Origin of the sequence: Streptomyces glaucescens (assembly GCF_000761215.1) — a bacterium.
Taxonomy (GTDB): Bacteria; Actinomycetota; Actinomycetes; order Streptomycetales; family Streptomycetaceae; genus Streptomyces; species Streptomyces glaucescens_B.
Genome location: NZ_CP009438.1, coordinates 7,087,622 through 7,101,640, shown reverse-complemented (window position 1 = coordinate 7,101,640; position 14,019 = coordinate 7,087,622). Strand labels below are relative to the sequence as shown.

Sequence of the window (14,019 nt, the reverse complement as noted above, 5' to 3'; positions counted from 1 at the left end):
GGGAGTCTTGCCGGTGATCACGCCGTGATCGCACTGACGAGGAGACCATCATCACCGCCATACGCAAGACCCTGACCGCCACCGCAGTCGTCGGCGCCGTCCTGGCGGGTTCGGCCGCCTGCGGCACCGTGGAGCAGCTGTCCGCCGGGAAGAAGCTGGACGAGGCCTTCGAGAAGCTCGGCAAGGAGAAGTCGATCTCCTTCGAGTTCGGCCTCGACACCGACGCCCGGACGCTGAAGGAGCTGGACTCCTCGACGGACCCGGAGCCCGGTGACGAGCTCCCCGAGGAGGTCGCCGACCTGCTGAGCGGCGCGAAGATCAAGGTCACCGTGCAGTCGAGGAAGCCGCTCGACGAGTCCGGCGAGAAGGACTACGTCGGCATGGCCCTGAAGGTCGGCACCGAGGACGGCGACCTGGTCGAGTACCGGGTCATCGGTGACTACACGTACATCCGCTCCGACATCGACGCGCTCGGCGAGGTGATAGGCGCGCCCGTGCCGTCGGCGCAGGACCTGCCCCCGGAGGCGGGCGGTCTCAAGGACGCGCTCGCCGGCAAGTGGGTGAAGATCGACATGAAGGAGATGGAGAGGACGGCCGCCGAGATGGGGGCGGAGCCCGGCGCCAAGCCCTCGCCGGAGCCCACCCTCGACGCCAGGACTCAGCGGCAGTTGCTGGACGCGCTGCGCGAGACCATCGCCCGGGAGGTCGACTTCAGGAGCGCCGGCGAGAAGGACGGCTCCGAGCACATCACCGCCACCGCGCCGTTCCGGACTCTGGTCACGGAGTTCTTCGACGAGATCCGTCCGCTCGCGAAGAAGCTGCCGCCGGGTGCGGAGATGCCCACGGCCAAGGACTTCGCGGACGCCCCGAACACCAAGGTCACGGCCGACTTCACGCTCAAGAACGGCGAGTTGAGCGAGGTGTACGTCGACCTCGCCGAGCTGGCCGAGAACGCGAAGGTGAAGAAGCTGGGCCTGGTGGTGAGGATGAGCGAGGGGCAGGCCCCCACGGCCCCGGCCGGTGCCACCGAGCTCGACATGGACGAGATCCTCGGCGGGTTCGGCGCCGCCATGATGGGAGCGGAGGGCGTCGGCGAGGAGGGCCCCCTGGAGGAGGACTTCACCGAGGACGCGGCGTAGGCACACGCCGGGACCGGGGGCCGGAGGGGCGCGGCGGACACGGGCGCGCTCCCCGGCTCCCGGACTGCCCGGCCCTCCGCCACGCCGGGTGCGAGGAGCGCAGTGTCCCTCCCGTCGCGTCGGGGCCCCGGGGACCGGCCCCGGTTGACGCCCGTGCCGATGCGGGCGGCGGGGCGCGGCCGGCCGGCAGGCAGGAATGGGCGTCAGCCGGAAGTACGGGCTAACGCCCCCGGTTCCGCTGGTGCCGCGAGGACGACGGCCGCCAGGTGCTCACGGAACCAGCGGTGCCCGGGATCGGCCGAGTTGCGGGGGTGCCAGGCCATCCCGAGGTCGAGGGGCGGCAGATCGAGGGGGACGGGGAACGTCCGCAGCCCCATCGCGGTGACGGTGTCGGGGAGCCAGTCGGCCAGGCTGAGCGCGACGAGGTCGGTGTCCCGGGCGAGCATCATCGCGCTCGTGTGGCTGGGCACCACGACCGCGGTCCGGCGGTGCAGCCCGAGTTCCGCGAGCGCGCTGTCGATGGGCCCGAGGCGCTTGCCGAGCCGGGAGATGCCGATGTGGTCGGCCGCGGCGAAGCGGCGGGCGTCGATGCGCCCCTCGAAGAGGGGGTGGCCGCTGCGGGCGATGCCGACCAGGGGTGTCCGCGCGAGCTGCCGGGTCCGGATCTCCGGGTCCAGGTGTCCGAGGACGCCCAGTTCGACGTCCACCCAGCCCTGCCGCAGCCCGGGGCCGCCCTCCACCGCCTCCGGCAGGAAGACGACGTCGACCCGAGGCGCCTCGGCGTGGATCCGCTCGGTCAGGTTCCTCGCCAGTCCCACCAGCAGCAGGTCGGCCGCCTGCACCGTGAAGGTGCGCTGGAGGTGCGTGGCGTCGAAACCGGGGCCGGGCCGCAGGACGGCGTCGCAGCGGCGCAGCAACGCGCCCACTTCCTCCCGGAGTTGCACGGCCCGCGGGGTGGGAACCATCTCCTGGCCGGCCCGGACCAGCAGCGGGTCGCCGACGGCGCGGCGGAGCCGGGCCAGGGTACGGCTGACCGCTGCGGGCGAGGTGCCGAGGCGCTCCGCCGCGCGGGTCACGCTGTTCTCCTGGAGCAGGACGTCCAGGACCCGCAGCAGGTTGAGATCCACAGTGCCCTCCTGAGCTGCATTTTTGCGCTTCGGGTCAATGATCCTGTGCCGATCCTTGCATTGCTGCGGACCTCCTGCGGCGCGGAGGGTGGTGACGGCCCGCGAAGACGCGCGGCATTCCTTCGGCACTCTCTTCGAGGAGCTCTCGTGCAGCAGTCCCCCCGTGACGGCAGGGAAGGTGACGTCCTGGCCGTCGTCAGCCAGAGCGGACCGACGGTCTCGTTCTTCGACGTGGTCTCCGACCGGCACCTCGGCGATGTGCGAGTCCCGGCCGAGCCGCACGAGTTGTGCTTCGACGCGACGCGGCGGCTGCTGTGGTGCACCCTGACGTACCGCTCGGGCTACTACCACGCCAACGGCGGCCGGCGCACCGAAGTCGCCGTCATCGACCCCGACGCCCGCCGCATCGTCGAGCTCGTCGACCTCGCCCCGGAACACGGGCCGCACGGACTGGCGCTGGACCCGGCGCGCGGCCGCCTCTACGTCAGTGTGGAAGGCAAGGACGACCGGCCCGGCGGTGTCGTGGTGGTCGACACGGAGACCCGCCGGCCCGTGGGCAGGATCGACACGGACGCGCCCGGACCCCACTGGTTCGCCATCGACCCGGCGGGGCGGACGGGCTGCGCCACCAACAAGGAAGCGCCGTTCGTGTCGATCGTCGACCTCGAACGAGACACGCTCACCGCGAGGGCCGAGGTGCCCGGCAGTGAGGGCCTGGCCGTGTCCGCCGACGGCGCGCACGCCTTCGTCGCCGCGCCCTACGCCGACTTCTCCGGAGTCACCGGGGAACGGCCGGCCACCGGGATCCGTGTCGTCGACACGCGGACGGCGTCCGTCGTCGGCACCCTGCCCACCGAGGACGTGGTCCTGCCGGTGCACCTGACCTCGACGGGCAGACTGCTCGCCGGCGAGGTGCGGGTGGCACCCGACCCGGCCTCCCGGCTCGGCCGCCAGGCGCCGGGCCGCCTCACCGTGTTCCACGCCGGGACCCGTGAGCGGCTGGGCCACGTCGAGGTCGGCCTCTTCCCGCTGACCATCGCGTCCTCCCCCGACGGCCGGCTCGCCTACGTGGCCTGCGTCGTCTCGTCCACCGTCGACATCGTCGACCTGGAGACCCTGGAACGACTGGCCCGGCTGGACATCGCCAAGCTGGGCGAGCCGGGCGCGCACGGCCTCGCGTACCTCCCGCGCCGGGCCTGACCGCCGACCGCCGACCGCCACCGGGCACCGGGCACCGGGCACCGGGCACCGGGCACCGGGCACCGGGCACCGGGCACCGGGCACCGGGATGGTGCGGGCGCCGAGGGCCGAAAGCCCGCGGGCGCGGACGGGTGTCGCACCCCGCACCGGCGTCCGATATCTCACGTGTGACCTGGGCAATTCCACCCATGGCGCATATGTCGGTAGTTTGAAGGGGTGCCCTCTGCCCGTTCACAGGAGACCCATGCGCCCCCGTAAGCCCTCCCTCCCCCACATAGCCGCGCTCCCGCCCGCCGTCCTGGCGGGCGGTGCGCTGACCATCGGTGTCGGCGGCCTGTATCTCGCCGGGCTGCTCGTCGCGGGCGGGGAGATCGAGGACGGCACGACCGTCCGCGGGGTGGACATCGGAGGTCTCAGCCGCGCCGAGGCCGTGCGGAAGCTGGAGGACGGCCTGCCCGCCACGGGCCCGCGGGAGATCACCGTGCGCGCGGGCGGCCGTACCGACACGGTCGAGCCGCGGCAGGCCGGGCTCGCCTTCGACGCCGAGCGGACCGTGGACCGGGCCGCGATCAGCGGCCTGGACCCGGTCAGCGCGATCGGCGGCCTGTTCCGTTCGGGCGGCGCCGTCGAGCCGGTCGTCCGGATGGACGAGGACAGGGCCCGCTCCGCCGTCGCGGAGCTGGCGAAGACACGCGACCACACGCCTCGCGAGGGCGCCGTCACGTTCGCCGACGGCACGGTGCGGCAGGTCGCGCCGCGCACGGGGTTCACCCTCGACCAGGACGCCTCCGTCGACGCGCTGCGGGCGGCTTTCGAGCGGGCCGAGCAGCATCCGGTGACCGTGCTGCCGGGTCGCGAGACCCAGCCGAAGACCGGGGCGGACGAGGTGCGGCGGGCCGTACGCGAGTTCGCCGGACCCGCCGTGTCGGCACCCGTCACGCTCACCGCCGGCGGTCAGCGCTTCACGGTCGGCCCGGATGTGCTCGGTGCGTACCTGTCGCTGCGGCCGGACGCCGACGGGCGACTGCGCCCGCACCTCGACGAGAAGGGCCTGCGCGCCGCCCCCGCGGTGGCCGAGCCGCTCGCCGCGCTCCCCGCCACCGCGAAGAACGCCCGGCTCGGGCCCAGCGGCGACAAGGCCGTGGTGACGGCCGACGGCACCCCCGCCCAGGAGGTCACCGCCAAGGCCCTGGGCAAGGCCGTCATGCCCCTGCTCACCGCGTCCGGCGCCGCTCGCACCGGCGAGATCGCCACGCGCACCGTCCAGCCGGAACTGACGCGCGAGAACGCCGCCCGGCTCGGCGTGACGGAGAAGCTGTCCTCCTTCACCGTCGACTTCGAACCGGCCGCCTACCGCACCCAGAACGTGGGCCGGGCCGTGGAACTCATCAACGGCTCCCTCGTCAAGCCGAACGAGACCTGGAGCTTCAACCGCACCGTCGGGGAGCGCACCGAGGCCAACGGCTTCACCGACGGCATCATGATCCTCGACGACCGGTACACCAAGGCGCCCGGCGGCGGGGTGTCCGCCGTGGCGACCACCGTCTTCAACGCCATGTTCTTCGCCGGGGTCAAGCCCGTGGAGCACGGCGCCCATTCCTTCTACATCGAGCGGTACCCCGAGGGACGGGAGGCCACGGTCGCCTGGGGCAGCCTCGACCTGCGGTTCACCAACGACACCGGCCACGCCCTCTACATCGAGGCGCAGTCCACCGAGACCTCCGTGACCGTCAGCTTCCTCGGCACGAAGAAGTACGACGAGATCAAGTCCGTGAAGGGCCCGCGCACACAGGTGCGGGAGCCGGAGCGGAAGGTGCGCACCGACGAGGAGTGCGTGCCGCAGACCCCGCTCCAGGGCTTCGACGTCACCGTCCAGCGGGTCTTCTACGACGGCGGGCGCGAGGTGAAGCGGGAACCGTTCCGCACGCACTACACCCCGCGCGACGAGATCGTCTGCCGCAGCCCCGAGGAGACGCCGGACGCGTCGAGCGCGTCGAACGCGGCGGGCGCGGAGCAGTCGCTCCTCGGCCTCGCCGGGCTGGGCCTGTAGGCCCCCTCTGCCGCGGCTCCGCCACGTCCGCAGGGCCGTGAACCGGTCGAGCGGGCCGAGCGGGCCGAGGGTGTCCGAGCCGACTGCGTCCGGTGGGCCCACGCGGTCGGCGGCCGGTCGCGTCACCGAGGCGCGGTCGCACCGCGTCCGCTCGTCACCGCCCACCCCTTCGTATGATCTTCCGACCGCGACGGGGAGGATCGACATCATGGCGCGCGACCGCGGACACGGCCGTGGGAACGACGCGGAGGAGAAGGACGAGGGGTGCTGCGCGGGAGCGCTGGACACGCTGACGCACCCGTGCTGCTGTGGCGGCGCGTGGACGCAGGCGGCCCTGCTGTCGGCCGTCCTGCGCCCTTCGCTCACCGCCGCCGGACACGGACCGGACCCGGCCGCACCCGTTCCGGGCGGGCGAGCGGCCGCCGTGCTGTACCGCTTCGTACGGCACTACCGCGTCGCCGTCAGCCCCGCCACGCCCGCGTGCTGCCCGTACACACCGAGCTGCTCCACCTACGCGGTCAAGGCGCTCCACCGCCACGGCGCGCTGCGCGGCAGCCGCCTGGTCCTGGCGCGGCTGCTGCGCTGCCGCCCCGGCGCCGCCCGCCGCAGGGGCGCGTACGACCCGGTGCCGCCGCGCCGCGGCTGACCGCGGGGGCTCTCCACTAGCCCCTTGGCGGAGAACTCATCGGCACACCCAAGTGACAGCGGGACCGCTCCCCCGCGCGCACCGCGGCCGGTGACTCCCGTCGCTCCCGCGGAGCGGCACCCCCGCGTTCGCTCAGCGGACCCTCAGATCCGAATAACGATCCGGTCACCGTGTTGCGCCGTTTCCCTTGTTTGACGGGATTGCCGGTTTCTTCGCGTGGTCCGCGTCACAGTCAGCCGTCACGCGGCGTGATACACCTTCCCGACCACCTGCCGGACGACACCCATGTCCGGGCAGGGGCGCTGAGCCGGCCGACCGCCGGTATGCAACTCCAGCAGTGTCCGGGGGATCGGAACCCGATCTGACGCCGAGAGCGGTGCAGGTCGGTATGGAGCGGAAAGGCGCACCACACATGACCTCAGTGCAGGTCGACAAGCACAGCAACGGCAACGGCGACGGAGCTTCGGGAGGCGTTCCCGAGGAGGGTTACGAGCGCGGGCTCGGCAGCCGTCAGGTCCAGATGATCGCGATCGGCGGCGCCATCGGCGTGGGCCTCTTCCTGGGCGCGGGCGCGAACATCGAGAAGGCCGGCCCCAGCCTCATCTTCATGTACGCCCTCGCCGGCGTGATCGTGTTCTTCATCATGCGGGCGCTCGGCGAGCTGCTCCTCTACCGGCCGGTGTCGGGCTCCTTCTCGGAGTACGCCCGCGAGTTCCTCGGCCCGTTCTTCGGGTTCGTGACCGGGTGGACGTACTGGCTCATGTGGGTCGTCACCGGCATGGCCGAGCTGACGGCCGCGGCGATCTACGTGAACTACTGGTTCCCCGAGATCCCGCAATGGGTCACCGCCCTCGTCTTCCTGGTGGTTCTCTACCTCGCCAACCTCATCTCGGTGAAGATCTTCGGCGAGATCGAGTTCTGGTTCTCGATGGTCAAGGTCACCGCCCTCGTCGGCATGATCGTGATCGGTCTCGGTGTCGTCACCTTCGGCTTCAGCCAGGCCGGTGACACCGCCGCGGTGTCCAACATCTGGGCCCATGACGGCATCTTCCCCAAGGGCATCGGCTCCAGCCTGATGACCCTGCAGGGCGTCATGTTCGCCTACCTCGCCGTCGAGCTGGTCGGTGTCACCGCGGGCGAGTCGGAGAACCCGGAGAAGACCCTCCCCAAGGCCATCAACACCCTGCCGTGGCGGATCATCGTCTTCTACGTCGGTGCGCTCAGCGTGATCCTGATGGTGGTCAAGTGGACCGAGTTCGAGGCGGGCGTGAGCCCCTTCGTGGCGGCCTTCGCGAAGATCGGCATCCCGGCGGGCGCGGCGATCGTCAACTTCGTCGTCCTGACGGCCGCGCTGTCGTCCTGCAACTCCGGCATGTACTCCACGGGCCGCATGCTGCGGGGCCTGGCCGCCAACTCCGAGGCTCCCAAGGCCCTCGGGAGGCTGAGCTCCACCAAGACGCCGGCGCTCGGCATCTCCCTCTCCGCCGCGCTGATGGGCATCGGCGTGATCCTCAACTACGTCGTCCCGGAGAAGGCCTTCGGTTACGTCACCTCGGTGGCCACCGCCGCCGGCATCTGGACCTGGCTGATGATCCTCGTCAGCCACATCCTCTACCGCCGCGCGGTGGTCGCCGGGCGCCTGCCCGCCTCGTCCTTCCCCGCCCCGGGCGGCACCGTGTGCAGCTGGATCGCCGTGGCGTTCCTGCTGATGGTGACCGTGCTCATCGCCATCGACCCGGACAGCCGCGTCTCGCTGTACGTGGGCGCCGGCTGGGCCGTGTGCCTGGCGATCGGCTGGGCGATCCTGAAGGCGAGCAACCCGCAGGTCACGGCGCGCGGCACGGTCGCCGACGGCGACGGGGACAAGCGGCTGGAGACGGCGGGACGCCCGCGGGACTGATCACTCCCCGACGAGGCGGGGCACCCCCGGCGGCCGTGCCGGGGGTGCCCCGCCTCGTCGTACGGCCGCACGGCCGCGCCGGTCACCGGCTTCGAGGAGCGCAGTGGCCCGCCGCTGGGTACTGGTGAGCGCATGATCGATGTGTTGCAGGCGGGACTGTGGGGGCTGGTGGCGGGGTCGGCGCTGCTGCTGGGTGCGGGGATCGGTTTCGGACTGCCGGTGCCGCAGACGGCGATCGCCCTGGTGATGGCGTTCGGCGCGGGGGTGCTGATCTCGGCGGTCTCCTTCGAGCTGGTCGCCGAGGCCTACGATCAGGGCGGGCTGGCCCCGGCGGCGATCGGCACGCTCGTCGGCGCGGGCGCCTACACCGCCGGCAACCTCTGGCTGGCCCGCCGTGGTGCCCGGCACCGCAAACGCTCGGGCCGCCACCAGGCGCACGCGCAGCCGTCGGAGGCGCAGCAGGGCGGCTCCGGGCTGGCGCTGGCGCTCGGCGCGCTGCTGGACGGGGTGCCCGAGTCGGCCGTGATCGGGGTGAGCCTGCTGGACGGCGGCGCGGTGAGTCTGGTGACCGTGGCGGCCGTGTTCATCAGCAACGTCCCGGAGGGGCTGTCCAGCTCCGCCGGGATGAAGCGAGCGGGCCGCGGCAAGGCCTACGTCTTCGGTGTGTGGGGCGCGATCGCCGCGGCCAGCACCGTGTCGGCCGTCCTCGGCTACACGGTCGTCGGCGCGTTCTCCCCGGCGGTGATCGCCGCGGTGACGGCGGTGGCGGCCGGGGCGATCCTCGCCATGATCGCCGACACGATGATCCCGGAGGCCTTCGAGGACGCGCACCTGGCCATCGGCCTGGTCACGGTCAGCGGCTTCCTCGTCTCCTTCGCCTTGTCCCACGCGTGAGGGGCGCGCGAACCGGAGGCCACCGGTCGCGGCGTCCGCGCCGGCCGACGACGGCCTCCCGCCGGCCCTGACCGGGTCCGGCCTCGCCCTGGGGGACGTCGACGCCCGTACCGGCGCCCGCGTCCGGGCGGCCGGTCCCGCTGCCGTCCGCCGGGGGCCCGGGAGCACCCACACCGAGCAGATGCCCCATTTGCCCGATTATCCTTATGCCGTGGATTCGTATCCAACTGCTCCGGGCAGTGATCGCGACGACCGGAGGCCGCCGGCCGGCGGGGTACGGCCGGAGATCCTGGCCTCCTGGCAGCGCTCGCAGTCGCTCGGCATCGACCGCGAGAGAGCGGACCTGCCCGTCGAGCGGGACCTGGACCCCGACTCCCGGCTGATCAGGGCGGCCGCGCCGGTGCTGGCCCGGCTGCGCGAACGGTTCGCGGGCGTGCCGGTGACCGTGGCCCTGGCCGACTCACGGGCCAACATCGTCGAGCGCTGGGGCGACCCGGCGGGGCTGGAACTCATGGACGCCGCCTCCCTGGTGCCCGGCGCCAACGTCGACGAGCGGTTCATGGGCACCAGCAGCGTCAGCATGGTGCTGAGCACCCGGGCGCCGTTCGTGGTCGTCGGCCACGAACACTTCCTGCACGGGCTCAAGGAGCTGACCTGCATGGCCGCGCCGGTGCGCGACCCGGTGGGCGGCACCGTGCGGGGCGCGGTCAACCTCTCCGTGCCCCGGGCGCTGGCCGACCCGGGCATGGCGCTCGTCCTGCAGGACGCCACCGAACGCATCGGGGAACGCCTGCTGGAGCTGAGCACGGCCAGGGAGCTGGAGCTCATGGACTCCTTCCACCGGGCCAGGGAGCGCGGCGGTCACGCCGAGCTGCACCTCGACTCGGGTGAGCTGTCCCGGCCCGGCGGAACGGCCCCCCGGCTGGCCGCGCAGGAGCGGCTGACACTCCTGGAACGCGCCGTCGACCTGATCTCCTCACCCGGTGAGGAGTTCGCCGAGGTGCCGCTCGCGGGCAGTCGCGTCGCCGTGCTGCGCCGCCGGGAGCTGCACCACGGCGACGCGGAGGGCGCGGCGGTCGAGGTCAGCTTCCGCGACGCGGGCGGCTCGCCGGCGCGCGGCGGCCCCGGCACCGTCACGGCCCCCGACGGCCGCCACGTGCCGCTCCTGGACCGGCCCACCGGAACAGCGGGGGCGAAGGACCCCGGTACGCCGTCCGAACCGCACGCCGCGGGGCCGGCCGACGCATGGCTGCTGCTGGTGGGCGAGCCGGGCGTGGGCCGGCTCGCCGCCGAGGCCCGTGGGCGGCTGTCCCTGCTGAACGAGGCGGGCGCCCGGCTCGGCACCACCCTGGACATGCGGCGCACCGCCGAGGAGCTGGCGGAAATCGCCGTGCCGCGCTTCGCCGACGTGGTCGTCGTCGACCTGGTCGAGGGCGTCCTGGCGGGCGAGGAGCCACCGCCCGGGCGGCTGCGCCCCGGCGCGGCGCTGCGCCGGGTGGCCGTCTGGGCGGGCGAGGACTCCCGCGGCACCAGGACCGGCGGCGTGGACGAGCCGAGCGGCTTCCCCGCCGGTACGCCCCAGGCGCGGTGCCTGGACGCCGGGCAGCCGGTCACGGACTCGGTGGTGACCGCCGCCCTGGCCGGCGACCCGGCCGGCCGGGTGCACCCCGTCGGCCTGCTCGGTGAGGGCGAGCACTCCTACCTGGCCGCTCCGCTGTCCGCGCGGGGCTCCCTGCTGGGGCTGGCGGGGTTCTACCGCCGCGGCAGGAACAAGCCGTACGAGGAGGACGACCTGACGCTGGCGGGCGAACTGGCCGCCCGCGCCGCGATCAGCATCGACAACGCCCGCCGCTACCGCCGGGAGCACCACGCCTCCCTCACCCTCCAGCGCAGCCTGCTGCCGCGCATCCTGCCCCGGCTGAGCACCGTCGACCTGGCCACGCGCTATCTGCCCGCGGACGCCAGGGCGGGCGTGGGCGGCGACTGGTTCGACGCGATCCCGCTGTCCGGGATGCGCGTGGCGCTGGTCGTCGGGGACGTGCCCGGGAACGGTCTGCAGGCGGCGGCGACCATGGGCCGGCTGCGCACCGCGGTACGCACGCTGGCCGGTCTCGACCTGCTGCCCGAGGAGGTGCTGGCCCATCTGGACGACCTGGTCAGCCGCGCCCCCGACGAATCGGCCGGCGAGCAGGACCCGGCGACCGGGGCGACCTGCCTGTACGCGATCTACGACCCGGTGTCCTCCCGCTGCACGGCCGCGAGGGCCGGTCATCCCCCGCCCGCCGTGCTGACGCCGGGCGGCAAGGCGGAGCTGATCGACGTACCGGCGGGTCCGCCGCTCGGACTCGGCGGCCTCCAGCCGTACGAGTCCGCCACCGTCGAGCTGCCCCCGGGCAGTCTGCTGACGATGTACACCGACGGCCTGCTCAAGGAGAGCCGCGGCTACGGGGACACCGACGCGCGCACCGGCCGGCTGCTGGCCGCGCTGGAGGGCGCCGGTCCGGCGCTCGAGGACATCTGCGACCGGGTCGCGGACACCCTCCCGCCCGGCGGCCCGCACGACGACGTGGCCCTCCTGCTGGCCCGGGTGCACGCGCTGCCCGAGGAACGGGTGGCGTGCTGGGAGTTCCCGTCCGAGCCCGCGGCCGTGGCACGGGCCAGGGCGCTCACCCGGGCCCAGCTCGCCGAGTGGGGCATGCCGGAACTGGACTTCAGCACCGGGCTGGTGGTCAGCGAGCTGGTCACCAACGCCGTGCGCTACGGCGGCCAGGGACCGGTGAGCCTGCGGTTGCTGCGCGACGACTCACTGATCTGCGAGGTGTCCGACCGCAGCAACACCTCCCCGCGCATCCGGCGGGCGGCCACGACCGAGGAGGGCGGGCGCGGCCTGTTCCTGGTGGCGCAGTACACCAAGAGCTGGGGCGCCCGCTACATGCCGCAGGGCAAGACGGTGTGGGCCGAGCAGATCCCGCAGCCGGAACAGCCCGCGCCGGAGACGGACGAGCAGGCCCTGCTGGCCATGTTCGACGACCCGGGCTGACCCGCCCAGCCGGCCGCCGGCCGCGGCGACGACCGGACCGTTGGAGTGCGTCGGGACCCCGCCCTCGGGGCCCGGCCCCGCGCGGCGCTACTCGTTCTGGAAGACGACCTTCTGGACGTCGTCGGGGCCGCCGAACTCCTCCGTGGGCGCGTTGGCGAGCTTCTCGACGAGGACGTCGTCCGCACCGTTGTCCTTGGCCAGCGAGACCAGGTCGTCCCGGCTGGCGGGATAGTCGGCGCCCTTGAGGGCCTTCTGCAGGTCGATCGGACTGATGCTCGCCATGGCGGTCTCCTTGCTGTGCTGATGGCTTCCCTGGTGGAATCCGTGGCGCCGGACAGGCTCCGGCACGTACATCGTGACCACAGGGGACAGAGCGCGCATGTCGGCCGGGCGCACACTCGTACATCCAGGCGCGCCGGGCGTCGGGCGTGGCCGGCCCGGGGGTGCGGCGCCGCCCGCCGGGCGGGACCCCCGGCGCGGGACCGGCGTCAGTCCCGCTCGTGCGGCGGCGTCGTTCCGCGCCATCGGTCGAGACGGGTCACGACGGGTCCGGCCGTGACCCCGTGCAGGACGACGGAGGCGAGCACGGTGAACGTCACGACCGCCCACAGCTCCCGCGCCGGCACGGGGAAGGATTGCTGCCCGAGGGCGTAGGCGAGGTAGTAGAGCGAGCCGATGCCACGGATGCCGTAGGCCGCGATCACCCAGCGTTCCCTGCGCCGCATGCGCCTGCCGAGCAGACCGGCCCAGCCGGACAGCGGCCGGATCAGGCAGAGCAGCACCAGCCCGGTGACGGCGCCCTGCCACGTCAGCGGGGCGAGTGCGCCCAGCGCGATGAACGCGCCGAGCAGGAACAGCAGTACGGCGGTGAACAGACGCTCCACCTGTTCCACGAAGTCGTGCAGGACGTTGTGGAAGCCGTGGGCGCGCTCCGCCGCCCGGATCGCGCACGCGGTGACGAACACGGCGAGGAAGCCGTAGCCGTGGAGCATCTCGGTCACCCCGTACGCCAGGAACGTCGCGCCCAGCGCCACGAAGCCCTCCCGGTGCTCCGACAGCCGAAGGACCGGGGAACGGGCCCGGAAGAAGAGCCAGCCCAGCAGCCGGCCGACGAGCCATCCGCTGAGCACGCCGATCGCGCACTTGACCGCCACGTCCTCCAGCGCCCACCCGCCGAGCCAGTCCGAGGACCAGCCGCCGCCCGCGGCAGCCGCCAGCGCGACCGCAGCGTACGTCAGCGGGAAGGCCAGACCGTCGTTCAGGCCCGCCTCGCTGGTGAGGGCGAACCGCACCTCGTCCTCGTCGTGCTCGTCCTCGGTCGGCTCCCCCACCCGCACCTCGGAGGCGAGCACCGGGTCGGTCGGCGCGAGGACGGCGGCCAGCAGCAGCGCGGCGGCGGGCGGCCAGTCCAGCAGCCACCACGCCGTGAGGGCGGTGCCCGCCACGGTCAGCGGCATGGTGACGCCCAGCAGCCGCCACGTGGTGCCCCACCGGCGGCGTCCGACGGGCCGGTTGAGTGCCAGCCCGGCTCCCATCAGGGCGATGATCACGCAGATCTCGGTGATGTGCTCCGTCACCAGCCGGTCGTCCACCGGATCGATCTCCGGCAGCGGCAACGGCAGCAGGTACACGGCGATGCCGCCCACCAGGAAGACCAGGGGCATGGACAGCGCCCGGCCCGCCACCACTCGTGGCAGCACCGCCGCGAGCAGCGCACCCGCCCCCAGCCACATGAACACGGCGTCGCCGATCGTCACCGCGCCGGTCGCTCCCTTCACTCCGCCTGCCGGGCCCGCCGGGCCCTCCCGGTCGACTCCGCGTACCCCTCAGGACCCGCCAGTCACTCGAAAGGGTGCATCTTCCGGCACGCCACTGAACCGGTCGCACGGTCTCGTCGCGTGTTCGCGGGCCCCAGTTCGTCGACTTTGCTGAACGATGACTAAACCCGGCCGCCGAATTGGACAACGTTGTCAAGACTGGGCAGAGTTCGGTCCCCGGGGGGGCGGCACGGCGGCCGTCAGCC

10 protein-coding genes and 1 pseudogene are annotated in these 14,019 nt (G+C 73.2%); 7 read left to right on the top strand and 4 right to left on the bottom strand.

What is annotated here, in order from left to right; genetic code table 11:
• Window positions 1-128: 128 nt before the first annotated feature.
• Window positions 129-1,139 carry a hypothetical protein gene (locus tag SGLAU_RS30745; RefSeq protein ID WP_043505842.1) on the top strand — a complete coding sequence of 337 codons (1,011 nt, stop codon included), beginning with the start codon at window positions 129-131 and terminating at the stop codon, window positions 1,137-1,139.
• Window positions 1,140-1,342: 203 nt separating this feature from the next.
• Here the strand turns inward: SGLAU_RS30745 and SGLAU_RS30740 are convergent, their stop codons facing one another.
• Both SGLAU_RS30740 and SGLAU_RS37000 read right to left on the bottom strand, forming a co-directional pair.
• Window positions 1,343-2,056 carry a LysR substrate-binding domain-containing protein gene (locus SGLAU_RS30740; RefSeq protein WP_412556274.1) on the bottom strand — a complete coding sequence of 238 codons (714 nt, stop codon included), beginning with the start codon at window positions 2,054-2,056 and terminating at the stop codon, window positions 1,343-1,345.
• A 39-nt stretch (window positions 2,057-2,095) separates the two neighbouring features.
• A pseudogene (locus SGLAU_RS37000) lies at window positions 2,096-2,266 on the bottom strand (LysR family transcriptional regulator); the annotation flags it as partial.
• A 147-nt stretch (window positions 2,267-2,413) separates the two neighbouring features.
• Between SGLAU_RS37000 and SGLAU_RS30735 the strand changes: the two are divergent.
• The 6 genes from SGLAU_RS30735 to SGLAU_RS30710 all read left to right on the top strand — a co-directional run bounded on the left by SGLAU_RS30735 (window position 2,414) and on the right by SGLAU_RS30710 (window position 11,996).
• A complete protein-coding gene (locus SGLAU_RS30735) occupies window positions 2,414-3,466 on the top strand; it encodes a YncE family protein (RefSeq protein WP_043505840.1) in 1,053 nt (350 codons plus the stop codon).
• A gap of 244 nt (window positions 3,467-3,710) precedes the next feature.
• Entirely contained in the window at window positions 3,711-5,516 is a 1,806-nt protein-coding gene (locus SGLAU_RS30730) for a VanW family protein (protein ID WP_078957972.1), read from the top strand.
• Between the two features lie 208 nt (window positions 5,517-5,724).
• Window positions 5,725-6,162, top strand: a complete 438-nt coding sequence (gene yidD / locus SGLAU_RS34035; RefSeq protein ID WP_078957971.1) for a membrane protein insertion efficiency factor YidD — start codon at window positions 5,725-5,727, stop codon at window positions 6,160-6,162.
• A gap of 412 nt (window positions 6,163-6,574) precedes the next feature.
• The gene (locus SGLAU_RS30720; protein WP_043505839.1) at window positions 6,575-8,062 is read left to right on the top strand and encodes an amino acid permease; all 1,488 of its coding nucleotides are present in this window, start codon (window positions 6,575-6,577) and stop codon (window positions 8,060-8,062) included.
• A gap of 132 nt (window positions 8,063-8,194) precedes the next feature.
• Window positions 8,195-8,956 (top strand): ZIP family metal transporter, encoded by a 762-nt coding sequence (locus SGLAU_RS30715; protein ID WP_043505838.1) that lies wholly within the window; start codon window positions 8,195-8,197, stop codon window positions 8,954-8,956.
• Between the two features lie 211 nt (window positions 8,957-9,167).
• Window positions 9,168-11,996, top strand: coding sequence for a SpoIIE family protein phosphatase (locus tag SGLAU_RS30710; RefSeq protein ID WP_043505837.1), 2,829 nt, complete (start codon window positions 9,168-9,170; stop codon window positions 11,994-11,996).
• A gap of 87 nt (window positions 11,997-12,083) precedes the next feature.
• Here the strand turns inward: SGLAU_RS30710 and SGLAU_RS30705 are convergent, their stop codons facing one another.
• Entirely contained in the window at window positions 12,084-12,278 is a 195-nt protein-coding gene (locus tag SGLAU_RS30705) for a DUF2795 domain-containing protein (RefSeq protein ID WP_043505836.1), read from the bottom strand.
• 206 nt (window positions 12,279-12,484) lie between these two features.
• Window positions 12,485-13,753, bottom strand: a complete 1,269-nt coding sequence (locus tag SGLAU_RS30700; RefSeq protein WP_043507271.1) for a cation:proton antiporter — start codon at window positions 13,751-13,753, stop codon at window positions 12,485-12,487.
• Window positions 13,754-14,019 lie beyond the last annotated feature (266 nt).